Origin of the sequence: Streptomyces sp. NPDC088766 (assembly GCF_044750845.1) — a bacterium.
GTDB lineage: Bacteria > Actinomycetota > Actinomycetes > Streptomycetales > Streptomycetaceae > Streptomyces.
In genome coordinates this window covers 230,266-252,853 of record NZ_JBIVKQ010000011.1, presented here as the reverse complement: position 1 = coordinate 252,853, position 22,588 = coordinate 230,266, and the positions used below count along the sequence as shown (strand labels likewise).

The following is a 22,588-nucleotide window of genomic DNA, read 5'->3' as shown; positions in this document are numbered from 1 at the left end:
ATGACCCGCTCCCAGAACACCACCGGCTTGGTGTGCGGGTTGTCCACCCGGAAGATCCGCACGCCGTACGACATCCAGTGCCGCAGCACCCGCAGCGTCTCCTTGACGATGCCGTCCATGTCGGCGTCGAAGGCGATCGGGTAGATGTCCTGGTACTTCTTCGGCGGGTTCTCGGCGTACGCGATCGTCCCGTCCGGCCGGTGGTGGAACCACTCCGGGTGCTTGTGCACCCAGGGGTGGTCCGGCGAGCACTGCAACGCGAAGTCCAGCGCGACCTCCAGGCCCTGCTCCCTGGCCCGCTCGACGAACCAGGAAAAGTCCTCCAGGGTCCCCAGCTCCGGGTGCACGGCGTCGTGGCCGCCCTCCGGCGAGCCGATCGCCCACGGCACCCCCACGTCGTCCCGGTCGGGGGTGAGGCTGTTGTTGCGGCCCTTGCGGAAGGTCGTGCCGATCGGGTGGACCGGCGGGAGGTAGACGACGTCGAAGCCCATCGCGGCGATCGCCGGCAGCCGCCGCGCGGCCGTGCGGAACGTGCCGTGCGGACGCTCGGCAGTGCCCTCCGAGCGCGGGAAGAACTCGTACCAGGAGCCGTACAGCGCCCGCTCCCGCTCCACCAGCAGGGGCATGGCGGCGCTCGCGGAGACGAACTCCCGGAAGGGGTGGCGGGCCAGGACCTCGTCCACCTCGGGTGCCAGCGCCGCCGCGTACCGCTCGGTCACCGGGAGCGAGTCGTCGAGCAGCCTGCGCGCCGCCTCCCGCACCACGGTCCGCGCCGGGCCGCGCGGCACCCGGGCCGCCGCGCGCTCGTAGAGGTGCCCGCCCTCCTCCAGCACCAGTCCCGTGTCGATGTCCGCGGGAATCTTGATCTCCGCGTGCCGGCGCCAGGTCGCGACGGGATCGCTCCAGGCCTCCACGGTGTACGTCCAGCGGCCCACTTCGCCGAGCGTCACCTCGGCACCCCAGCGGTCGGTGCCCGGCGCGAGTTCCCGCATCGGCGTCCACGGTCCACGGCGGCCGTCCGGGCCCTTGAGGACCACGTTCGCGCCGATGGCGTCGTGGCCCTCGCGGAACACCGTCGCGGTGATCTCGAACGTCTCGCCGCTCACGGACTTCGCCGGCCGCCGGCCGCACTCCACGCGCGGGTGGACGTCCCGCACCGGGATACGGCCGATCGCTCTGGTGGACCTCACGCTGCACCTCCGCTGTACTGAAAAAGGTTTCTGTCGCCCGCTGTTGGTGCCCCGGCCGAAGCGGCCGGGGCGTTACCGCTCCGCCGCCAGACGCAGCGTCGGCCGGGTCGCCGCGAGCCGCGCGACGCCGTTCCTGCGGGGCGCCCCGCCGCGCAGGAGACGGGTGTCCGCGCCCGCGCGCAGGTACTGCTCAGCGGCGTCCGCGGCCTCCCGCGCGCAACGCTTGCCCATCAGCACGCACAGGGTGTATCCGCAGTCCTCGAAGGTGGCCCGCACCGCGCGGTCGCCCGGGCGCGCGAGCATCACGCGTTCCCAGGCGCGGTAACTGCGCAGACGTCTGGCGACTTCGGTCTTCGCTGGTAGCAGCATGGCGCTGTTCACCTTCCGGGAGTTCGAGAGGTACGTCGCCCCGCGGCGAGCGGGTCGGCCATGTAAGCAGAGGTGCGAAACCGTCAAACCTCCCGAGGCCTTCACTTATGGTGCACGGCCCACCACCCAACGTCCTGTTGGATCTTGTTCGTGGTGCGCTCGTGTTGCACGAATGGCGTAGCAGCCCCACTGTGGTTGTGACTCAGGAGCGATCAATGCTCACGCTTCGTGTTCGGGGCTCGGCCCGCCGGGCCGAGAAGGAGCGGAGCCTCGCCGGTGAGGAGACGAACGACGATGAAGACCGCAGTTCCCTGCTACTACCACCTCGACGTGGACGTGAGCCCGGACCGGGTCGGACAGGTCAGGCGCATCCTGGCCGCACACCTGCGGTACTGGGACCTCGAAACGCTCGTCGAGCCTGTCTGCGGTGGTACCGAGATGCTGCTCAGGGCCATCGACGAGCACGCCACGGACAAGCACACCTCCATCGAGCTGTGGTGGAACGGCCAGCACCTGATCACGGCAGTCGGCGGCGACCGGGACCTGCGCCCGGACCAGGACCTGCGCGCCTGCCTCGAGACCATCGCCGCCATGAGCGACGGCTGGGGCTGCTGTGCCACCGACACCGGCAGCAAGGTCATCTGGTTCTCGCAGCGTGCCCGCGCCGGCGAGCGCGTCCCGCTCGTACCGACCCTCCCCGAGCGGAACCTGCGCGAAATGCTCCAGGTGCCGCGCGAACTGCCGGTCGTGGCCCTCGCCGCCACGGAACAGACGTACGGCGTCCTGGAGGGCGCCCGGTGACCTCCCGGCCGTACCGGAGTGCAGGGGTGCCCGCCTGGAGCGGGCGCCCCTACCCGTTGGGCGCCGACTTCGACGGGAACGGCACCAACTTCGCCCTGTTCACCGAGGTCGCGCACCGCGTCGACCTCGTCCTCCTCGACGACGACGGCGGCAGCCGCGACGTGCCGCTGACCGAGGTCGACGGCTTCGTCTGGCACGCCTACCTGCCCGGCGTCGGCCCCGGACAGCGCTACGGCTACCGGGTCCACGGCCCCTGGGATCCGGCCGCCGGCCACCGCTGCAACCCGGCCAAGCTCCTCCTCGACCCCTACGCCCGGGCCGTCGACGGACAGATCGACAACCACGCCTCGCTGTTCGAGCGGGCCGGGGGGCGCCCCGATCCCGGGGACAGCGCCGGACACACCCTGCTCGGCGTGGTCACCGACCCGGCCTTCGACTGGGGCGGGGACCGGCCTCCGCAGCGTTCCTACGCCGACACGGTGATCTACGAGGCCCACGTACGGGGCCTGACCCGCACCCACCCCGACGTCCCGCCCGAACTGCGCGGCACCTACGCCGGCCTCGCCCACCCCGCGGTCACCGGGCACCTCACCTCGCTGGGCGTGACCGCGATCGAGCTGATGCCCGTTCACCAGTACGTGCAGGACGGCGTCCTGACGGACCGGGGCCTGTCCAACTACTGGGGCTACAACACCATCGGCTTCTTCGCCCCGCACAACGCCTACGCCGCCCACGGCACCCGCGGCCGGCAGGTCACCGAGTTCAAGGCGATGGTGAAGGAGCTGCACGCGGCCGGCCTCGAAGTCATCCTCGACGTCGTCTACAACCACACCGCCGAGGGCAACGAGAAGGGCCCCACCCTCTCCTTCCGCGGCATCGACAACGCCTCGTACTACCGCCTGGTCGACGGGGACTGGGCGCACTACTACGACACCACCGGCACCGGCAACAGTCTGCTGATGCGCCACCCCCACGTCCTGCAGCTGATCATGGACTCGCTGCGGTACTGGGTGACCGAGATGCACGTCGACGGCTTCCGCTTCGACCTCGCGGCCACCCTGGCCCGGCAGTTCCACGAGGTGGACCGGCTCTCGGCGTTCTTCGACCTGATCCAGCAGGACCCGGTGATCAGCCGCGTCAAGCTGATCGCCGAGCCGTGGGACGTCGGCGAGGGCGGCTACCAGGTGGGCAACTTCCCGCCCCTGTGGTCGGAGTGGAACGGCCGCTACCGCGACACCGTACGGGACTTCTGGCGGACCGAACCGGGCTCGCTCGGTGAGTTCGCCTCCCGCCTGACCGGCTCCGCCGACCTGTACGCCCACAACCGGCGCCGCCCCCGCGCCAGCGTCAACTTCGTCACCGCGCACGACGGGTTCACCCTGCGCGACCTCGTCTCCTACAACGACAAGCACAACGAGGCCAACGGCGACGACAACCAGGACGGCGAGAGCAGCAACCGGTCCTGGAACTGCGGGGCCGAGGGCGACACCGACGACCCGGCCGTGCTGGAGCTGCGCGCCCGCCAGCAGCGCAACCTCCTCGCCACCCTGCTGCTGTCCCAGGGCATCCCGATGATCTGCCACGGCGACGAGATGGGCCGCACCCAGCGCGGCAACAACAACGCCTACTGCCAGGACAACGAGGTCTCCTGGATCGACTGGCGGCCGACCCGGGAGCGGCGCGACCTCGTCGACTTCACCCGGCGTCTGATCGCCCTGCGCTCGGCCCACCCCGTGCTGCGGCGGCGCCGCTTCTTCCGCGGCGAGACCGTCACCCACGCCGGGCAGCCGCTGCCCGACCTGGTGTGGCTGCTGCCGGACGCCCGCGAGATGGCCGACCGCGACTGGCAGCGCTCCGACGCGCACTGCGTGGGCGTGTTCCTGAACGGCGACGCCATCGCCGAACCCGACCCGCGCGGCCGGCCCGTCGTCGACGACTCGTTCCTGCTGCTGCTCAACAGCTACTGGGAGCCGGTCGTGTTCCGGCTGCCCGGTGCCCGGTACGGGGAGCGCTGGGCGGTCTGCGTCGACACGGTGGAGCGGGACGGCAGCCCGGACGAGACGGAGTACAAGGCGGGCGCGGAGGTGACGGTGCAGGCCCGCAGCCTCGTCGTGCTCTCCAGGCCGCCGCGCCGTTCGGAGTAGGGGTCCGCACGGGCGCTCAGCGGCTGCGGCGCGAGGTCACCGTGAACTGGGCGCCGTCGGGGTCGCGCAGTACGGCCTCGTCGGCGCCCTTGGCCAGCACGCTGCCGCCGTGCCGCTCGGCGTCCCGCGCACAGGCCGCCACGTCCGGCACCGCGAAGTGGACCTGCCAGTGGGGCCGGATCGTCGGGTCGGGGGCCGCCTCCAGGGCGCCCGACTCGATCCGGGCCACGACATCACCCCGGCTGCGCAGCACCACCTCGCCGCCCTCGTAGTGCACCTCGCAGCAGCCCGGCCGGTCGCTCGCCCAGTCGAGGATCTCGCCGTAGAAGATGGCGGAGTCGAAGGCGTCGCGGGTGTGCAGCCGGATGAACGCGGGGGCGGCCTGCCGCCAGGCCTCCCAGTTGCCCACCAGGGAGCCCTCCCAGACACCGAAGGTCGCGCCGTCCCGGTCGGCCAGCAGTGCCGCCCGGCCCGGCGGCAGCGAGATCGGTCCGACGGCGACCGTGCCGCCCCGCTCCCGCGCGCGGGAGGCAGCCACGTCCGCGCTCGGCACGGCGAAGTACGGCGTCCAGGCCACCGCCATCTGCCACACCGAGGCGACGCCGGCGATGCCGGCCACGGGGACGCCGTTCACCAGGGCCGTACGGAAGTGGTCGCCGAGGCTGCCCCGACGCCAGTCCCACCCGAGGACGGCCCCGTAGAACCTCTGGGTGGCCTCCATGTCCCGGCTGGTCAGGCTCACCCAGCAGGGCGCACCGAACACGGAGTGCGTGGAGACGACCTCCGTCGCACCGGAGGCGGCATGAGAGCGGTGATGGTTCATGGCACTCGCGTTCCTGGTCGATCGGCGGCCTGCGGCATGGCACCAGTGTCCTGCCGGACCCTTCCACGGCGCCTGCCGAGCGTGCCGGTGGCACGATGGAGGTGTGCGCCGAGTACCGAGCGAATCCCGTGGTGAAACGGACCGCATCGCCGAACTCCAGCGGGAGGTCGGCCAGCTCAAGGACGCCGTGGCCTCGCACGCCGTGGTGGACCAGGCGATCGGGGTGATCGTCGGTCTGGGACGGATGACGCCGGACGGGGGATGGACGGTGCTGAAGGAGGTCTCCCAGCACACGAACATCAAACTGCGCAGCGTCGCGGAGCTGATCCTCCTCTGGGGCCGCAGCGGGCGGATGCCCGAGGGGATCCGTGCGGAGCTGGAGGACGCGGTGGACCGTCACGGCCCCACCCAGATTCCCGGTGCGCCGCCGCTGGAGCGCCGCCCGCCGCGGTGACGTCCGGTCTGCGCCCGTCCCGCCGCCGTCCGCCGCGGTGACGGGCGCCCGTGCCGCGTCAGGGGGTGCCGGCGGCGATCTCCTCGCGCAGCCGCTCGAAGCATCCGCTCAGCAGCCGGGAGACGTGCATCTGCGAGATACCGAGCTGTTCGGCGATGCTGCTCTGGGTCATGCCGCCGAAGAAGCGCAGGTAAAGGATGGTCCGCTCGCGTTCCGGCAGGGCCCGCAGGCACGGGGCGACGGCCACCCGGTCGAGGACGGTGTCGTACCCCGGGTCGGGGTCGCCCAGGGCGTCCTCCAGCGCGTAGCCGTCGGTGCCGGGCATCTCGGCCTCCAGCGACAGCGCGGAGAAGCACTCGAGGGCCTCCATGCCGGTGCGGACCTCGTCCTCGGTCAGCTGCGCGTACTCGGCGATCTCGGCGAGGGTCGGGGCCCGTCCCGACGTGGTCTGGGAGAGGTCCTTCGTGGCGTGCCGCACCCGGTTGCGCAGGTCCTGGACCCGGCGCGGGACGTGCAGCGTCCACATGTGGTCGCGGAAGTGGCGCTTGATCTCGCCGGTGACCGTCGGTACCGCGTAGGCCTCGAAGGCGCGGCCGCGGTCCGGGTCGTAGTGGTCCACGGCTTTGACGAGTCCGAGGGCCGCCACCTGGTAGAGGTCTTCGAGCGACTCGCCGCGCCCGCGGAAGCGGACGGCTATGCGTTCGGCCATGGGCAGCCAGAGGCGGACCAGTTCGTCGCGGAGCGACTGGCGTTCGGGGCCGTCGGGGAGCCGGGCGAGCCGGGCGAAGGTCTCGGCGGTGTCCGGTGCGTCGTCGTGGGGGTGCTGCTTGGTTCTGACGGTGGTACGCATCAGGCGTGCCTCCCTCAGGCGGGTGCCGGTGGATGGACGGACACCGTGGGAAGCACGCTCGCCCGGACCTTGGGGAGTCCCCCGGGGCCGGCCCGTCGGCGGGCTCCCACGGAGGTGCCTCCTGTCCGAAGCACTTCTGGCTCATGCCCGTCTTGTGGCGATCTAAAACAGATAATCCCATTTACTCCGCTCGGGTGCACTTGGTTCATGTCCGCGGGCTCCTCGGCCGCGTCCCGCGGCGGCTGTCCGCCGACGCCCCGCCGATCTTGTCCGTGACGTGATGTGCGGCACGCCCGCCGGGCCGCCCGCGCGGCCCGGAACAGGATTCTTCCTGCGCACGGCTTGATCACCGATCAAAAGGGGTGAAGGCCCTGGCCACACCGCATTCCGCTCATTTGACAGTGCGCTGAGCCCACGGATAGGAAGCAGCCCGTAGAAGTCGAGAGGTGGACTGTGTACGAGCCGAACGTGGTCGGGGACTGGCACGAGTACGACGAGCATGCCGGTCTGCGGGTCCGCGTCCACCGTCTGGAACGGGCGGAGCCGCCCCGGGGGCGCGACGACGCGGCCGAGGGGCTGACGTATTTCACCCTGCGGGTGACCGTCGAGAACCGCGGCGAGCAGAGCCTCGGCGTCCACCTGGAGGACGGGCAGATCGACGTGCGGATCGGCCCCGACGGCGAGAGCGCCTTCATCGACTGGCGCAACTCGCAGTTCATCGAGGGGTTCGACGTCTACCCGCTGCGCCGCGCCACCGCGGTCCTGTACGCCGCCGGGCCCGAGGCCGCGCTGGGCCAGGTCGACGTGCAGATCCAGCTGCGCGTCGACGAGGAGTGGGCCGGGCGGCGGATGTGGGTCGGCGGCGTCGGCCTGCACGAGGGGGCCGCCGGCGCCCCCGCCGCGGTCCGCGACAGCCTGGCGCGCCAGGTGAGCAACTTCCTGCGCGACCAGGCCGAAGAGGGCACCGCCTGACGCCCCGCCCGATGCCCCGGCCGGCGTCCCGTCCCGCTCAGTGCGGGATGCCGTCGATGATCTCGCGGGCGCCCTGACGCAGCAGCGCGACGGCCACCGACGTGCCGAGCGTGGCCGGGTCCAGGCGGCCCGCCCACTCGTGGGCGTTCAGCCGGGTCTTGCCGTCCGGGGTGAACACGCAGGCCCGCAGGGAGAGTTCGCCACTGCGGTCCACCTGCGCGAAACCGGCGATGGGGCTGTTGCAGTGGCCCTGCAGGACGTGCAGGAACATCCGCTCCGCGGTGGCCTCCCGGTGGGTCGCGGGATCACCGAGCCCGCTGACCGCGTCGATCAGTTCGCTGTCGCCCGCACGGCACTGGAGCGCGAGGATGCCCGCGCCGATGGGCGGCATCATCGTCTCCGGCGAGAGGATCTCGCTGATCACGTCCGGTCGGCCGATGCGCTCCAGGCCCGACACCGCGAGCAGCAGCGCGTCCGCCTCGCCCGCCGCGAGTTTCGCCAGCCGCCGGTTGGCGTTGCCGCGGAACGGCACGCACTCCAGATGCGGGTGGGTGGTGGCCAGTTGGGCGACCCGGCGTACCGAGGAGGTGCCGATCCGGGTCCCCGCCGGGAGTTCGTCGAGGGTGAGCCCGCCCGGGTGCACGAGGGCGTCCCGGATGTCGTCCCGCTTCAGGAACGCCGCGAAGACCGTGCCGGCCGGGAGGGGCCGGTCCGCCGGGACGTCCTTGACGCAGTGCACGGCCAGATCGGCCTCGCCGGCCAGCAGGGCCGCGTCGACCTCCTTGGTGAACGCGCCCTTCCCCTCGACCTGCGACAGGTCCCCCAGCCACTTGTCGCCGGTGGTCTTCACGGGGACGACCTCGGTGCGCACACCGGGGTGCAGGGCGGCCAGCTCCGCGCGGACGCGCTCCACCTGGGCCAGGGCCATGGGCGAGTCACGGGAGACGATGCGGATCAGTTCCGGAACGGACATGCGGGACACGATAGACCCTCGGGAGGGCCGCTGTTCGACGCTCGGGGCGAAGCGGGTCCGGTCCCGGGCGCGGGATCGCGCCAGGAGCGCGCGCCGGTCGGGGCCGGTCCCGCGGCCGGACCCGCCTGCCGCTCGGGTCCTGCGCCCCGGGACCGGCCCCGGTCACCGGGTCACGCGTACGCGTCGAAGGTGATCCCGGACGGCTTGGCCGAGTTGAGGTGGTTGCCGAAGCTGTCGTCCCTCAGGCCGAAGTGGGCGCTGCCGAAGTCGTGGGCGGCCAACTTCTCGCGCACGCCGGCCGGGTAGCCGTTCCAGCCGACCAGCGGCGGGTACTGCCAGGTGCCCTTGTGGTTCTCCGGCGGTTCGTCGCCCGAGCCGGCGAGCCGGAAGCAGTGCGTGCTGATGCCGTCCTTGTGGTAGACGACCTTCGCGTGGGTGCCGTCGAAGCGGACCCCGGAGGCGGCGGTGACGGTGAACGAGCCGTGGTTGGACGTCGAGACGTACTGCACCGCGTTGTTCTGCACCCACACCACGACGTGCTCCCAGTCGTGCCGGTGCCCGCCGATGCTGGTGCCCGCGAGCGCCTGGTCCTTCTCGAAGTACAGGCCGTACAGGTAGGCGCACCAGCCGTTGTTGCACTTGTAGCGGGAGTAGCTGTTGGTGTTGTCGAGGTCCGAGGCGTCACGGCAGTTGCCGTTGAGGGCGCCGGTCGGGTTGAGGCCGCCGTTGACGGTTCCGTCGGGGCCGATCGCGGGGGTCGAGTAGCAGCCGTCCGTGTCGTAGTCGAAGGCGGGCAGGTACGCGCGCTCGCCCGCTTCGGCGTTGGCCGGGAGGGCCGTGGGCGGGGCGGCGTGGGCGACGGTGGGGACGGCGACGACGAGCGCGGCGGCACCGGCGAGACCGGTGAGCCATCTCCTGCGGTGCTTCTTGAACGTGGGTGACGACACTGCGTCCTCCTCAGGACCGGGCGCAGCCGAACGGCTGTGGGGGAAAAGGGAGTTCAGCTTCCCCGATCTTCAGTTCCGCGCCAAGGGGTCGCGGGCGTCCCGGTGGTGAAGCGCAGTTCAACAAACGCCTTCTGACGCCATGTCAGAAGGCTGGAGGCGTTTGGGAGGCCGGCCTACGGCTTCTCCGGCGTCAGGCCGGTGCGCGGCCGGAGCCGGGACGGCCGGCGCACGCGGTCCGGGGCAGGCCGCGGTGACGTCCTCGCCGGAGCGGGCGCGCGGCACGAGGGTGCCGGGGCCGGCGAGCACGGGCGTGATCGGCGGCAGCTGCACGGGCGACTTGCCGCCGGGCCCCTGCCGGGGCGCGCCCGCGGCCGGCGGGGTCGCCCCGATCGGAGGCGGTGGCCCGGTCACCCGGTCACCCGGTCACCCGGCCCGCCCGCCGGCCGGGGCCGGCGGGCGGGCCGGCCCCGCCGGTCAGAGGTGGTTGCCCGGCGGCAGCGGCGGGGCCTGGACCAGCCCCGTCTGGTAGGCGATGACGACCAGTTGGGCACGGTCGCGGGCGCCCAGCTTGGTCATGGCACGGTGGACGTGGGTGCGCACGGTCAGCGGGCTCACGAACAGCTTCTCGGCGATCTCGTCGTTGGAGTGGCCCTCGGCCACCCAGGCCATCACCTCGCGTTCGCGTGCGGTGAGCACGGACAGGTCGTCGGGCGCGGCCGGCCGGGCGCCCTCGGCGGGGGAGGTGAGGAAACGGGTGATCAGGGCGCGGGTGGCGAGCGGGGACAGCAGGGACTCGCCGGAGGCCACGGTGCGGATGCCGTCGAGGAGGACGTCGGCGGTGACGTCCTTGCCGAGGAAGCCGCTCGCACCGGAGCGCAGCGCGGCGGCGACGTACTCGTCGATCTCGAAGGTCGTCAGGATCAGCACGCGTGTGGCGGACAGCTCCGGGTCGGCGCAGACCGCGGCGGTGGCCGCGAGGCCGTCGGTGCCGGGCATGCGGATGTCCATCAGGACGACGTCCGGCCGGTGCCCGCGGGTCAGTTCGACCGCTTCGGCGCCGTCGGCGGCCTCGGCGACGACCTCCATGTCGTCGCAGGAGTCGATGAGGATCCGGAAGGTGGCCCGCAGCAGGGCCTGGTCGTCGGCGAGCAGTACGCGGATGGTCATGACGTCCGTTCTCGGGGTCCGTGCCGCGGGTCGGTCGGGGTACCCGGCCGTGGTCCGGCAGAGGGCTGCTCCCATGGTGACGGACGTGACGCCCCGTGTCGTCGTGCGGTCGCAGCACATCCGGCGTACTCGTCCCGCCGTACGGTCCGCCGCGCCCGTCCGCCGCGAGGGGGATCCGGCCGGCTCACCTGCCAGGGCGTGTCCGACGATTCGCGCCGGACCGGCACGCGGCGTCCGGTGCCGGGGGCACCTCCCACGCCGTTCGGGCGGTGGGGAGCATCGCGAGGCGGAGGATCGCCCGCGGCACCGGATGTGCTCGGGTGATCCGACGACGCGGCGTGGCGGTCCCTCCGGCCGAAGGCGGGGGGAGTGCCGTGCCGCGTCGTCGCCGGTCCGGCGGGAATTGTCGGACACGCCCCAGGGGCGCGAGGCGATCGACCGGGCGGGAGCCGCGGACGCCCGCGGCACGCAGCCGGCCGGCCCTCGCCCGGTGGTCCCCCTGCGAGCCGCGGCAACCCGCAGCCCTCTTCCCCCGCACGGCCGACGACTCCCTGGCCCGCGCCGCCGACGCGGACCGCGGGCAGCCGGCCGGGGCACGGGCCCACGCCGCCCGCCGCCCGCCGCCGGACCCGGCCCCGTGGGCCGGACCCCGCCGACGGAGCGGTTTCTACTCTCCGGTAATCTCACGTGCCAGGCCGTCAGAGGAGAGAGCCGTGCCCCGGTCCCACCGTTCACCCCTGTTGCTCGCGGGCCTCCTGGCCTCCGCGGGCGTCGCCCACTTCGCCGCGCCGCGCACCTTCGACGCGATCGTGCCGCGCGCCCTGCCGGGTTCGCCGCGGACCTGGACGTACGCGAGCGGTGCCGTCGAACTGGCCCTGGCCGCCGGTGTCGCCCTCCCCGCGACCCGCAGGAGGACCGCGCTGGCGACGGCCGCGTTCTTCGTCGGCGTCTTTCCCGCCAACGTCAAGATGGCCGTGGACTGGCGCCACCGCCCGGCCCCCCTCAAGGCCGCCGCCGTCGGCCGGCTGCCCCTTCAGGTGCCCCTCGTGCTGTGGGCCCGTAACGTCGCACAAAACGCGCGCAAGACGGAGGGAACCTCGTGAGCAAGGCACTCGAGACCGGTGACCAGGTCGAGGACTTCGCGCTGCCGGACGAGACCGGCACCGTCCGCAGGCTCACCGAACTGCTCGCCGAGGGCCCCGTCGTCCTCTTCTTCTACCCCGCCGCCCTCACCCCCGGCTGCACCGCGGAGGCCTGCCACTTCCGCGACCTCGCCGCCGAGTTCGCCGCCGTCGGCGCGCGCCCCGTCGGCATCAGCGGCGACTCCGTCGACCGGCAGCAGGAGTTCGCCGGCCGCCACACGCTCGGCATGCCGCTGCTGTCCGACGCCGACGGCACCGTGCGGGAACTCTTCGGCGTCAAACGGGGCTTCTCCCTGGCCCCCACCAAACGCGTCACCTTCGTCATCGGCCAGGACCGCACCGTCCTGGCGGCCGTCCGCAGCGAACTGCGGATGAACACCCACGCCGACCGCGCCCTGGAGGTGCTGCGCGCCCATCGCGTCTGAGAGCCGTACGGGGCCGTCCCGCCGCGGTGGACGCGACGGGAGAAGAGGCCGCGCGGGACGGCTCGGCGGACGTGCGGGCCCGCCGACGGCCCTCCACCGCCCGGACCGCCCGGACACCGGTGCGGTGGCCGCCGTCCACGCACGGATCGTCGTGACGGGCCGGCGCGGGGCGGCCCGCCCGCCGAGGCCGGCCGCACGCCATGCCGAAGGTGTCGGGCCGGCCGCACGGCGTGGGAGGCGGTGGGCCGTACGGCGGCCGAGCCGCTCGCCGAGGTCCTGCGGGCACGCGGGAGGGAACCGGACCGGCCCCGTCCTCGCCGTACGGGGCCGTGACGGCCGCCGGGGGAGGGGCGCGCAGGCACTGTCGTCACGTCGTCGATTCGCTGTCACGATCTTCGAGGAGCCGTACCGGCGACGAGGACGAGCGGAGCGCGCATGACGACCGGGTTCGACAGCGAGGCGGGGAACGTGGCGGAGGACGTGGTGAGGGACGTGGCGCAGGGCACGGCAAGGGACGCTTCGGCACACCCGACGGCGAACCCGACGGCGCACGCGGCGCTCGACGAGGCGCTGGAGGAGGCCGTACGGGACGCCGGTCTGACGCTCCGGCCGGCGGCCGGGCACATCGGCGCCGACATCGACGGCGTCGACCTGGCCGACGGCCTCGGCGACGCGCAGGTCGCCGCGATCAGGGCGGCGGTGCTGCGCTGGAAGGTGGTCTTCTTCCGCGGGCAGCGCCTGGACCACGCCGGGCACGTGGCGTTCGCCCGCCGGTTCGGCGAACCGGTCGTCCTGCGCAGGCGCGGCAGCGCCTCTCCGGCGGACTTCCCCGAGATCGAGACCACCGCCGACCGGCTGGAACTCGGCGGCCGGTTCGGCATGGAGCACGACGAATGGCTACGGCGCCGCCGCCACACCCTGCTGCGCGGCTGGCACTGCGATCACGGCGCGCGCGTCGACCCGCCCGCCGCGACGATCCTGCGCGCCGAGACCGTCCCCCCGTACGGCGGCGACACCACCTGGTCCAACCTGGCCGCCGCCTACGCGGGACTCTCCGCGCCCCTGCGCCGCTTCGCCGGGCAACTGCGCGCCGAACACCGCCTCGGTGTGGGCTACCAGCCCCGCCCCGGCGACGACGCCTACGTCCGTCACCTCCTCGACCACCAGGTCGCCTCCGTGCACCCGCTGGTACGGGTCCACCCCGAGACGGGCGAGCGGATCCTCAACGTCAACGGCTACTACGTCGAGCAGATCACCGGCCTCTCCCGCGCGGAGAGCGCCGCGATCCTGGAGCTGCTGCTGGCGGAGGCGACCCGCCCCGAGTACACGGTGCGTTTCCGCTGGGAACCGGGCAGCGTGGCCTTCTGGGACAACCGTGCCACCATCCATCTCGCCCCCGCCGACAACGCCCACCTCGGCTTCCCGCGCACCATGCACCGCGTGATGCTCACGGGGGACGTCCCGGTCGGCGTGGACGGCAAGCCGTCGCAACCGGTCACGGGGACGGAGCCGGGCCGCTGGTGAGGTCGCCGCGCCGGCGGGTGCCCGGCGCGCCGCCCGGCACCCGCCGGCGCCGCGGCCGTTCTCAGCCGCCCGGCCTCCACCCCAGCGCCGGTCCCAGCGCGGTCGCCATGTCGGTGAGGATCTGTACGTAGTCCTCGTGGCCGAAGGTGAACGGGAGGGCGAAGGCGACCTCGTCGATCTCGCGGAACGCCGCGTGTGCGTGCAGGCGTTCGGCGAGTTCGGCGGAGGTGCCGACCAGGTCCGGGGCGAACAGCAGCCGGGCCGGGCCCTGCGGGGACGCGGTGCGCGGGAGGCGCTCGGCGGCGAACCGCTCGTACTTCGCGCGCTGCCGGGGCGTCGCGGAGTCGGTGGGGATGACGACGAGGCCCTGCGAGACGCGGGCCGCGTCCCCGTCGGGGTGCGCGGCGCGGAAGGCACGCACCTGGGCGAGCTGGATGTCGGCGAAGTCCCGTGCCTCGTCGGGGCCTTCGGCCTTCACCACGCTGCTGGTGAGGAGGTTCATGCCGTTCTCCCCGGCCCACCGCGCCGAGTCGATGCTGCCGCCGCCGTACCACAGGCGGCCGGCCAGGCCGGGGGAGTGCGGCTGCACACGGTCGGAGAACACCTCGAAGCCCTCGCTGCCGCTGAAACCGGTGGCGGGCTCGCCGCGCACCAGGTCGAGCAGCCGTCGCACCCTCCCGTACCCGAAGTCCTCGGCGTCGGCGGTGTCCGGGTACAGGGCCTGCTTGACCCGGTCGTAGTGCATCGGCGGGCCGACGCTCACCCCCGGATTGAGCCGGCCCCCCGACAGGACGTCGACGGTCGCGAGGTCCTCCGCCAGCCGCAGCGGGTTCTCCCAGCCCAGCGGGATCACCGCGGTCCCCAGCTCGATGCGGCTGGTGCGCTGCGAGGCGGCCGCCAGGACGGCGACCGGGGAGGAGATGCCGTACTGGAGGTGCCGGTGGCGCAGCCAGGCGCTGTCGAAGCCCAGCCGCTCGCCCAGCTCGATGATCTCCAGCGTGCTCTCGTGCCCGCGGCGCGGGTCGGCCTCGTCGAACAGGCCGATGGTGAGGAAGCCCAGCTTGCGCAGCGGGCGGGGAGCGATCGGCATCGGTTCCTCCTCGTCGACGGCGGGCACCGCGCGCACACCGTGCTCAGGTGATTGTCGCAGCAAGGGGTCAGGTCAGCGGTATGACGACCTCGTCCTCGACCGGCGGGTCGAGCTCCTGCGCGCGGTTGCCGGTGGCCGCGAAACACCGCAGCCGCACGCTCTCGGGGCTCACGTCCAGTCGCAGGAAGGACTTGAAGAACGGCGGGCTGTACGTCGCCGAGCTCGGTGAGAACAGCGATGTGTAGATCTTGCGCACGGGCAGCCGGAACCGCGCCCCGCGGTCCGGCCGGCGGGCGGTGCCCAGCAGGGTGGCGACCAGCCGGATCCGCCGGGTGATCCGCACCGGACCGTCCGGGCCCCGGGTCGGCGCGATGCCCAGCCGCTCGGCGATCACCGCGGTCGCCTCGGCCTCGGTGATCCTGAACAACCGCCGCAGCCGCAGCCGTCGGCCGTACAGGCGGCTGTAGAAGGCGAGGGAGTCGCCGCGCAGCGGATAGCAGCGGAAACCGGCCTCCGTGACCCCGCCCACGGCGACCCGCGGGATGGTGTGCGTGGCGTGCATGAACGCGCCGCCGCCGCCCGCGACGACGTACTGGAGCGTGCGGCCGTCCGCCATCGGCACCGGATAACGCTGGTAGTTGTGGATGTCGCCGCCGATCGCCGCGACGAACCGGTGCGCGGGGTCGCGCACGATCTCGTCGACCGTGCCGCCGCCCTCGATCGGGCAGGGGTGGTGCTCGCCGTCCACGTACAGCGGCGAGCCGGTGATCAGGATCTTCGGGCGCGGCCCGCGCGCCACCTCCCGCAGCCAGGCGCCCTGTTCGGCGTCCAGGGTGCCGAGCAGGCCGGTGTCGATGCCGATGATCCGTACCGGACCGGAGTCGATCGCCCAGTACGGGCCGGGCTGCACGGCCTGTTGGGACGGGTGGCCCCGCAACGCCCGTGCCTGGGCGAGCCGTTCGCCGGCACCGTGGCGCGGGCGGTGCCACAGCCGCGAGCGCAGCCAGGCCCGGCCGAACGGCCGGGGCGCGGGCTCCTCGGGCAGCGGCGGGGCGTCGCCGCAGAAGACCCGCATGAAGGCGCCGAGGTCCTCGTACCAGTCGTGGTTGCCGGGTATCGCGTAGATCGGCGCCCGGTAGTCGCGGTACGGACGGAAGAACTTGCCGGCGTAGTCGTCCGCGCCGCCCACGGGATAGATGACGTCGCTGGCCAGGACGGCGAAACTGGTGTCCTGACCCACTGTCAGGAAGCCCGGGACGACGGCGTACTGCGGGTCGTCGCCCTCGCCGGTGTCGCCGATCACCATGAAGGAGAAGCGGTCCGGGTCCGGGCGCCGGATCACCTTGTCCGCGGGCGCCCCGGCCGCCGCCCGCTGTGCCACCCACCGGCCGCGCGTACGGCCGGTGGGGTCCCCGAACCAGGAAGCCAGGACGCCGTTGCGCGCGGCCCACAGCATCCTGGGGTCCAGCCACGAGATCCTGCGTACCTCGGTGGGCATCAACTGCTTGTAGGTGCCGGGGTCGTTGGCGCCCCAGCCGGCGCCTTGGGCGGTATCGCGTGAGGAGTCGGACACCGGTGCACCGTAACAACGGTCCGGGGCGGGGCGGCAGGGAGGGTGACCGGGCTCCGGGTCCTCGGCGGCGGCACCGTCCCCGCCCCCGAGCGGACGCCGCGCACCCGCGCTCCCCGCGCGTGCGGGACGTCCGCCGCCCTCAGTTCAGCGGGTCGAGCGTCAGGTACGCCTGGAGCGGCGACCCGTCGTGCACGAGCGACTCGTGATGGCCGACGTCGTCGAAGGCGAACGCGTACGCCTTCCCGTCGGCCATCTGGGCGTGGATCGCACGGGCGTAGTGGTCGGTCACCGCGTCCTGGTAGAAGCCCGCCGACGTGGTGTCCGGCTGGTTCGCGTTGACCAGCAGGGTGGACCGGTGGAACCCGGCGCACAGGGTGCGGGAGATCGGCCCGCGCACCGCGTCGTTGGGGGCGTCCAGCAGGCGGTGGCAGCCGAACACGCTGTCCGCGTCGGGCTTCTGGAAGCTGGTGACCACGGCGCCCGACCCGTTGGTGAAGTTCATGACACCGCCGGAGACCCGACCGTAGTACTTGGTGCCCGGCTGGTCGGCGAACGGCGTCACCGTCAGCGTCGAGGTCGTGTACTTCTGCCAGACGCGGTTGATGTAGTCGTCCAGCACGGTACGGGGCAGCGCCCCGGTCTCGACGCCGTACAACGGGGACAGGGCCCGCAGGACGGTGCCGTCGGAGCGGGTCTGGATCAGGTTCGCCCAGCCGCCGGCCTGTCCGCGCAGGGCGTTGAAGAAGCCGTTGTAGCCGCCCGCCTTGAGCCGGCCGGTGCTCACCGTGCTCCCGTCGGCGCGCTGCACGCCGACCGTGTAGGGCGCGGAGAACATGTCGACCTGGGTGCTGTTGAGCCACAGCCCCGCGTCGTTGAGCGTGTACTCCGACCAGTTGAACAGGATGTTCCGGTTGGGGTCACCGGGATTCTGCACGGCCGGCTGCACGAGCCCGCCCGTGGTCAGCCTGAACACCAGCTTCTGGCCGTACGAGAAGTAGATGCGGCCGGAGAACCTGGGGATCCGGATGGTGGCCGACTGCCCGGCCGCCGGGCCCGTGATCGAGGCGTCCGGTGCCGGAGTGGGCGGGTTGCCGCCGGCGGGCCACGCGTGGAAGGCGCCGTTCGCGTCGGCCCAGCCCTGCTGGCCCGTCGTCAGGAGGGTGCCGAGGTTGTAGACGTAGAGGGGTTCGCCCCGCCCCGAGTTGTTGGTGATCTTGAGCGGGACGGTGGCCGGGACGGCGGCCTGGGCCGGCGGTCCCAGGGTGAGCAAGGTGCCGACGAGTGCGGCGGCTCCTGCCGCCACCGCCAGCCTGGACCTGAGTGTGCGAAGCACTCTCCACCTCCGTGCGGGTAGGCCTGTGGGGTTGGTCCGTACCTGTTGAGAGCGCTCTCAAGGTCGCATCGAGGTGTGGGCATGTCAATGACGGTGCGCGAGACGTGCACGAGATCCGCACGAAGAGGCGCCCGCGGTGTGCTCGCCGCGGGCGCCCGGCCGGTGAACCCGGGGGAATCCGTGCCGTGGGGGCCGGTGCCGCCGTGGGGGCAGGTGCCGCAGGTGTCGCCGTCGGCGGGTTCCGTGCGCAGGGTCACTTCCTCGACCGCGAACGGGGCCTCGTACGAGCGCAGTACGGTCGCCTGGAACCTCATCGTCGTTCCTCCTGCGTTCCTCCTGCGGGCGGTGGACGACGAACGGCCGGAGGTTGCCGTAGGGCCCCCACGGTCCGCCCGCGACGCCGGCACCACAGACTCGGCCTTCGCCACGAGCGCGGTCCCCGCAGCCACCCGGCCTTTCCCGGTCCCGCCGCCCCTCGCTGCTGCGAGCTGCTCGTCCGCCTCACCACGCAGGACATGGCCCGAGGCGGACGGAGCAAGCCGGAGTCCGCCGGAGTCCGCCGCCGGAGCCGGCCGAGACCGGCCGCCGGAGCTGGCCGACACCGGCCGCTGGAGCCGGCCGCCCGAGACCGGCCGCCCGAGCCGGCCGAGACCGGCAGGGTCAGAAGGTGCGATCGAGCAGGTCCAGCAATGCCGTCCAGTGCCGCTCGGAGGCCGCCTCCTGGTAGGCGGCGGTGTCGGCCTGGGTGAAGCCGTGGTGGGCGCCCTCGTACACCTCGCAGCGATGGCGGACGCCGGCCGCCGTCAGGGCCTTCTCCAGTCGCTCCTGCTGCTCGGGCGGGAGTGAGGGGTCGTCGTCGGCGTGGCCGAAGTACAGCTCGGCGGTGACCCGGCCGGCCACCAGGTGGGGGCTGTCCGGGGCCTCGGTCGCCAGCCGCCCGCCGTGGAACCCGGCCGCCGCCGCCACCCGCTCCGGATGGGTGCCCGCGGTCAGCAGGGAGAGGCGTGCGCCCATGCAGTACCCGGTCACCGCCACCGGCCCCGCCGCGACCAGCGGGCTCTCCGCCATCCAGTGCAGCCAGGCGCCGGCGTCCCGCATCGCCAGGTCGTCGGTCAGGGACCGCATCACCGGGCCCAGCTTCTCGAAGATCTCCGGGCGGGCCGCCGGGTCGATGAAGTCGGGCATCTCCACGACGGGGCTGCGCCCGTGGCGGTGGAAGACGTTCGGCACCAGCACCGCGTACCCGGCCCCGGCCAGCCGGTCGGCCATCGCCCGCAGGTGCGGCCGTAGCCCGAAGGCGTCCTGGTACAGCAGCACACCCGGACGGGGCGCGCCGTCCGCGGGACGGGAGAAGTAGGCGTCCGCGACGCCGTCCTCGGTGGGGACGTCCACGGCTGTTCCCTGTACGGAGGTCATGCGGGGTGCCTCTCTGCGCGGTTCACGGCGGGTGGTCGGCCGATCCGGCGGCGGGCCGGGCCGGGCCGCCGATATCGTTGCATGGGGCATCGAAATCGGCCGCGCCGGGACCCGGCGTCCCCGTCCCCGACGCCACCGTCCCCGGCGCCCCCGTTCCCGACGTCCCCGTCCTCCGCAGCCCGGGCCTACTCGAAGCGCGAGGCGTCGCCCGCTCCGTAGCGGATGATCTCCGCCTCGCCCCCCGAGAAGTCGATGACCGTGGTCGGCTCGGTGCCGCAGTCCCCGGAGTCGACCACCCCGTCCACGGAGTGGTCGAGCCGGTCCTTGATCTCCCAGCCCTGGGTCATCGGCTCCTCCTCGCCCGGCAGCAGCAGCGTGCTGGACAGCAGGGGCTCGCCGAGTTCGGTGAGCAGTGCCTGGGTGACGACATGGTCGGGGATGCGCACGCCCACCGTCTTCTTCTTCGGGTGCTGGAGCATGCGCGGCACCTCCTTCGTCGCCGGGAGGATGAAGGTGTAGCTGCCGGGCGTGGAGGCCTTGATCGCGCGGAACACGTCGTTGTCGACGTGCACGAACTGCCCGAGCTGCGCGAAGTCCTGGCAGACCAGGGTGAAGTGGTGCTTGTCGTCCAGTTCGCGGATGGCCCGGATCCGGTCGACGCCGTCCCTGCTGCCGATCCGGCAGCCGAGCGCGTAGCAGGAGTCCGTCGGGTACGCGATCAGCGCGTCCGCCCGGATGGCCGCCGCGACCTGGGCGATGGTGCGGGGCTGCGGGTTGTCGGGATGAACGTCGTAGTACTTCGCCATTGGGGGAGCTTATGCCGTGCGGCGGGGGGCCGGCCCTTTTTGACATGGGTATGAAGGGATACCTATCCTGGCCGTCATGTCCGACACCAGCGCGCCCTCCGGAGGCGCCGACCGCCTGGCCGCCGAGCTGGCGGCCTGCCTCCCCGCGCTGCACCGGGCCCTGGACCGCCGGGTGGGTTCCACCTACCCGCACCCCAAGCCGCCCGAGGGACAGCTCCTGCTGCTGCGGTTCGTCGCACAGCAGGAGGGCGCCACCGTGCGCGAGGCCGCCGACGCCCTGCTGATGAAGCCCAACAACGTCAGCGCGCTGGTCTCCCGGATGACCGAGCGGGGCATGCTGGAGCGCCGCCAGGACAGCACCGACAAGCGCGTCGCCCACCTGTATCCCACGGCGACCTCCCGGCGGCGCCTCGCCGAGGTCCGCGACCTGGAGACCGGCTGTCTCGCCGAGGCACTGCTCTCCCTCACCGACGGCGAGATGGACGCCCTCGGCTCCGCGATCGGCGCCCTCACCTCCCTGACGCGCCACCTGCACGCCGCCGCGCACTGAACCGGGACGGGCCCTCTCGGCCCGTTCCCCGGCCGGGCGTGCGGTGCCCGGGACTTCCGGCGCCGTGTCATGGAGGTGCCGCGGTTCGTGGGCGCCGCCATCTGTGGCCACTACTGCCTGTGGCCACTACTGCCTGTGGCCACTACTGCCTGTGGCCACTACTGCCTGTGGTCACTGCTCTCTGTGGTCGTCCCCCCGGTTGGTCGCTCCCCGTGGGCGTCCCGCTGCCCGGTGCCGCCTGACGTGAGCGCCACTCCTGTCGGGTGCGCCTCCCCGGGGGGCGCCGTCCACCTCCTCGGCGAACCCGTACACACCCTTCCGTAGAACCCCCGTCGCACAACCCCCGTCGCACAACCCCCGTACACAGACAAGGCTTTCCCATGCCGTCCACCACCGTGGATCACTCCGGCGTGCCCGCGCGCGCCGCGGCGCGGCCGTCGGCCCCCGGCCGCTTCCGCTCCAACCCCTGGCTCACCCTCTGCGCGGTCGCCTTCGGCCTGTTCATGGTCCAGCTGGACGCGTCCGTCGTCGCCATCGCCAACCCCGAGATCGGCCGCGACCTCCAGGCATCCACCGCCGACCTCCAGTGGGTCACCAACTCCTACCTGCTGGCCCTGGCCGCCACCCTGATCCTCGGCGGCAAACTCGGAGACCGCTTCGGCCGGCGCACCTTCTACCTCGTCGGCGTCGCCGGCTTCGCCGTCTCCTCGGTCGCCATCGGACTGTCCGGCTCCATCACCGGCGTCATCGTCTTCCGCGCCCTCCAGGGTGTCTTCGGCGGCCTGCTCATGCCCAACACCCTGGGGCTGCTGCGGGCGGTGTTCCCGCCGAAGAAGTTCGGTACGGCCGTCGGCATCTGGGCCATGGTGTCCGCCGTCTCCACCGCCCTCGGCCCGATCGTGGGCGGCCTGCTCGTCGAGCACGTCGACTGGGAGTCGGTGTTCTACGTCAACCTGCCCATCGGCGTCGTGGCGTTCGCCTTCAGCGCCCTCGTGCTGCCGCAGTCGCGGAACTCCACCGGACACCACCGCTTCGACGTCCCCGGCGTCCTGCTGCTCGCCGTCGGCCTGATCAGCCTCGTCCTCGGCGTCGTCAAGGGGGAGACCTGGGGCTGGACCTCCGCGGGCACCTGGGGGGCTCTCCTCGCCGGACTCCTCGTCCTCGCCGTCTTCGGCTGGTACGAGACCCGCGTCGAGCATCCGCTGCTGCCGATGCGCCTGTTCCGCAGCCGCTCGCTGACCGTCGGCGCGATCATCACCGCGCTCAACTTCTTCGTGCTGCTCGGCGCGATCTTCTTCATCATGCTGTACCTGCAGAACGTGCGCGGCTACACCCCCGTCGAGGCCGGTGTGCGCACCCTCCCGCTCAGCCTCGCCTCGCTGGTCGCCTCCCCGCTCGGCGCGGCCCTCACCGGCCGCTTCGGCGCCCGCTTCTGCATGCCGCTGGGCATGGTCCTCCAAGCCGCCGCCTGCTTCGGCCTGCTCACCTGGTCCACGGACTCCTCCTACGCCACCATGTGGCCGCCGTTCGTCGCGCTCGGCCTCGGCGTCGGCATGGTGCTGGCCGGCTCCTCGGACGCCGTCGTCGGCAACGCCCCGGTCCGGGACGGCGGGGTCGCGGGCGGCCTCCAGGCCACCACACTCCAGATCGGCGGCGCCCTCGGCACCTCCGTCCTGGTCTCCGTGATCAGTGCCGAGGTCGGCTCCACGCTCGGCGGCGAACTCACCCGGGCCGGAGTCCCCGCGGCCACGGCCGCCGGGCTCGCGGAGGCCAAGGACGCGGTCGCCATGGGCGTCGCCCCCGTCTCCGGGAACATGCCGGAGCAACTGCGGGCGGCCGTGGTCGAAGGCAGTGGCCACGCCTTCATGAACGGCCTGCACGAGGCCTCCCTGGTCACGGGCCTGCTGTGCCTGGCCGGCGCGGCACTGGCCGCCGTGGGCCTGGGCAGCGGGTCCGCCGCCTCCGCCCACTGACACGACCGCACCCGCCTCGAATCCGCCCCTGTGCCGTACCGGTGAGGCGGATGCGAGGCGCTCCAC

21 protein-coding genes are annotated in these 22,588 nt (G+C 72.9%); 9 read left to right on the top strand and 12 right to left on the bottom strand.

Translation table 11 applies throughout. The features are described from left to right. Both ACIP5W_RS18225 and ACIP5W_RS18220 read right to left on the bottom strand, forming a co-directional pair. The coding region (locus tag ACIP5W_RS18225) for a maltotransferase domain-containing protein (RefSeq protein ID WP_401473941.1) at positions 1–1,190 on the bottom strand (1,190 nt) is incomplete at its 3' end. Positions 1,191–1,262: 72 nt separating this feature from the next. Further along, positions 1,263–1,559 carry a DUF5133 domain-containing protein gene (locus ACIP5W_RS18220; protein ID WP_401473938.1) on the bottom strand — a complete coding sequence of 99 codons (297 nt, stop codon included), beginning with the start codon at positions 1,557–1,559 and terminating at the stop codon, positions 1,263–1,265. 294 nt (positions 1,560–1,853) lie between these two features. On the opposite strand from ACIP5W_RS18220, the gene ACIP5W_RS18215 reads away from it, so the two are divergent. Further along, on the top strand, positions 1,854–2,360 hold the full coding sequence (locus ACIP5W_RS18215; protein WP_401473935.1) for a pep a2: 507 nt from the start codon (positions 1,854–1,856) through the stop codon (positions 2,358–2,360). Beyond that, on the top strand, positions 2,357–4,504 hold the full coding sequence (gene glgX / locus ACIP5W_RS18210) for a glycogen debranching protein GlgX (RefSeq protein ID WP_401473932.1): 2,148 nt from the start codon (positions 2,357–2,359) through the stop codon (positions 4,502–4,504). The genes ACIP5W_RS18215 and glgX overlap by 4 nt, the downstream gene beginning before the upstream one ends. A 16-nt stretch (positions 4,505–4,520) precedes the next feature. On the opposite strand, the gene ACIP5W_RS18205 is transcribed toward glgX, so the two are convergent. After that, positions 4,521–5,327 (bottom strand): VOC family protein, encoded by an 807-nt coding sequence (locus ACIP5W_RS18205; RefSeq protein WP_401473930.1) that lies wholly within the window; start codon positions 5,325–5,327, stop codon positions 4,521–4,523. A 103-nt stretch (positions 5,328–5,430) separates the two neighbouring features. Between ACIP5W_RS18205 and ACIP5W_RS18200 the strand changes: the two genes are divergently transcribed. Next, positions 5,431–5,781, top strand: coding sequence for an ANTAR domain-containing protein (locus tag ACIP5W_RS18200; protein ID WP_401473927.1), 351 nt, complete (start codon positions 5,431–5,433; stop codon positions 5,779–5,781). Positions 5,782–5,839: 58 nt separating this feature from the next. Here the strand turns inward: ACIP5W_RS18200 and ACIP5W_RS18195 are convergent, their stop codons facing one another. Further along, positions 5,840–6,631 carry an RNA polymerase sigma factor SigF gene (locus tag ACIP5W_RS18195; RefSeq protein ID WP_401473924.1) on the bottom strand — a complete coding sequence of 264 codons (792 nt, stop codon included), beginning with the start codon at positions 6,629–6,631 and terminating at the stop codon, positions 5,840–5,842. Positions 6,632–7,084: 453 nt separating this feature from the next. On the opposite strand from ACIP5W_RS18195, the gene ACIP5W_RS18190 reads away from it, so the two are divergent. Continuing rightward, positions 7,085–7,603 (top strand): hypothetical protein, encoded by a 519-nt coding sequence (locus tag ACIP5W_RS18190; RefSeq protein ID WP_401473921.1) that lies wholly within the window; start codon positions 7,085–7,087, stop codon positions 7,601–7,603. A gap of 37 nt (positions 7,604–7,640) precedes the next feature. Here ACIP5W_RS18190 and hemC read toward each other — a convergent pair whose 3' ends face one another. From hemC to ACIP5W_RS18175, 3 genes are all read right to left on the bottom strand, one after another. Further along, positions 7,641–8,576, bottom strand: coding sequence for a hydroxymethylbilane synthase (gene hemC, locus ACIP5W_RS18185; protein WP_401473918.1), 936 nt, complete (start codon positions 8,574–8,576; stop codon positions 7,641–7,643). Positions 8,577–8,746: 170 nt separating this feature from the next. Beyond that, the gene (locus ACIP5W_RS18180) at positions 8,747–9,523 is read right to left on the bottom strand and encodes an NPP1 family protein (RefSeq protein ID WP_401473915.1); all 777 of its coding nucleotides are present in this window, start codon (positions 9,521–9,523) and stop codon (positions 8,747–8,749) included. A 474-nt stretch (positions 9,524–9,997) separates the two neighbouring features. Beyond that, the gene (locus tag ACIP5W_RS18175) at positions 9,998–10,690 is read right to left on the bottom strand and encodes a response regulator (protein WP_401473912.1); all 693 of its coding nucleotides are present in this window, start codon (positions 10,688–10,690) and stop codon (positions 9,998–10,000) included. Between the two features lie 713 nt (positions 10,691–11,403). Here ACIP5W_RS18175 and ACIP5W_RS18170 point away from each other — a divergent pair. The 3 genes from ACIP5W_RS18170 to ACIP5W_RS18160 all read left to right on the top strand — a co-directional run bounded on the left by ACIP5W_RS18170 (position 11,404) and on the right by ACIP5W_RS18160 (position 13,781). After that, the gene (locus ACIP5W_RS18170; RefSeq protein WP_401473909.1) at positions 11,404–11,793 is read left to right on the top strand and encodes a hypothetical protein; all 390 of its coding nucleotides are present in this window, start codon (positions 11,404–11,406) and stop codon (positions 11,791–11,793) included. Continuing rightward, a complete protein-coding gene (locus ACIP5W_RS18165) occupies positions 11,790–12,257 on the top strand; it encodes a peroxiredoxin (RefSeq protein WP_401473906.1) in 468 nt (155 codons plus the stop codon). Before ACIP5W_RS18170 ends, ACIP5W_RS18165 begins: the two co-directional genes overlap by 4 nt. Positions 12,258–12,692: 435 nt before the next feature. Continuing rightward, positions 12,693–13,781: a TauD/TfdA dioxygenase family protein gene (locus ACIP5W_RS18160; protein ID WP_401473903.1), complete on the top strand. Its 1,089-nt coding sequence runs from the start codon at positions 12,693–12,695 to the stop codon at positions 13,779–13,781. 61 nt (positions 13,782–13,842) lie between these two features. Here ACIP5W_RS18160 and ACIP5W_RS18155 read toward each other — a convergent pair whose 3' ends face one another. The 5 genes from ACIP5W_RS18155 to ACIP5W_RS18135 form a co-directional block, all read right to left on the bottom strand. Further along, the gene (locus ACIP5W_RS18155) at positions 13,843–14,871 is read right to left on the bottom strand and encodes an LLM class flavin-dependent oxidoreductase (RefSeq protein ID WP_401473900.1); all 1,029 of its coding nucleotides are present in this window, start codon (positions 14,869–14,871) and stop codon (positions 13,843–13,845) included. Between the two features lie 67 nt (positions 14,872–14,938). Further along, a complete protein-coding gene (locus ACIP5W_RS18150) occupies positions 14,939–16,444 on the bottom strand; it encodes a metallophosphoesterase family protein (RefSeq protein ID WP_401473897.1) in 1,506 nt (501 codons plus the stop codon). Between the two features lie 139 nt (positions 16,445–16,583). Next, on the bottom strand, positions 16,584–17,777 hold the full coding sequence (locus tag ACIP5W_RS18145) for a glycoside hydrolase family 64 protein (RefSeq protein WP_401473894.1): 1,194 nt from the start codon (positions 17,775–17,777) through the stop codon (positions 16,584–16,586). Between the two features lie 660 nt (positions 17,778–18,437). Further along, the gene (locus ACIP5W_RS18140; protein ID WP_401473891.1) at positions 18,438–19,193 is read right to left on the bottom strand and encodes a dienelactone hydrolase family protein; all 756 of its coding nucleotides are present in this window, start codon (positions 19,191–19,193) and stop codon (positions 18,438–18,440) included. Between the two features lie 185 nt (positions 19,194–19,378). Beyond that, positions 19,379–19,999 (bottom strand): L-threonylcarbamoyladenylate synthase, encoded by a 621-nt coding sequence (locus tag ACIP5W_RS18135; RefSeq protein WP_401473888.1) that lies wholly within the window; start codon positions 19,997–19,999, stop codon positions 19,379–19,381. A 76-nt stretch (positions 20,000–20,075) separates the two neighbouring features. On the opposite strand from ACIP5W_RS18135, the gene ACIP5W_RS18130 reads away from it, so the two are divergent. After that, the gene (locus tag ACIP5W_RS18130; RefSeq protein WP_401473885.1) at positions 20,076–20,549 is read left to right on the top strand and encodes a MarR family winged helix-turn-helix transcriptional regulator; all 474 of its coding nucleotides are present in this window, start codon (positions 20,076–20,078) and stop codon (positions 20,547–20,549) included. Positions 20,550–20,929: 380 nt separating this feature from the next. Then, complete coding sequence (locus tag ACIP5W_RS18125; protein ID WP_401473882.1) at positions 20,930–22,522, top strand: MFS transporter; 1,593 nt, start codon at positions 20,930–20,932, stop codon at positions 22,520–22,522. The last annotated feature ends 66 nt before the right edge of the window (positions 22,523–22,588 follow it).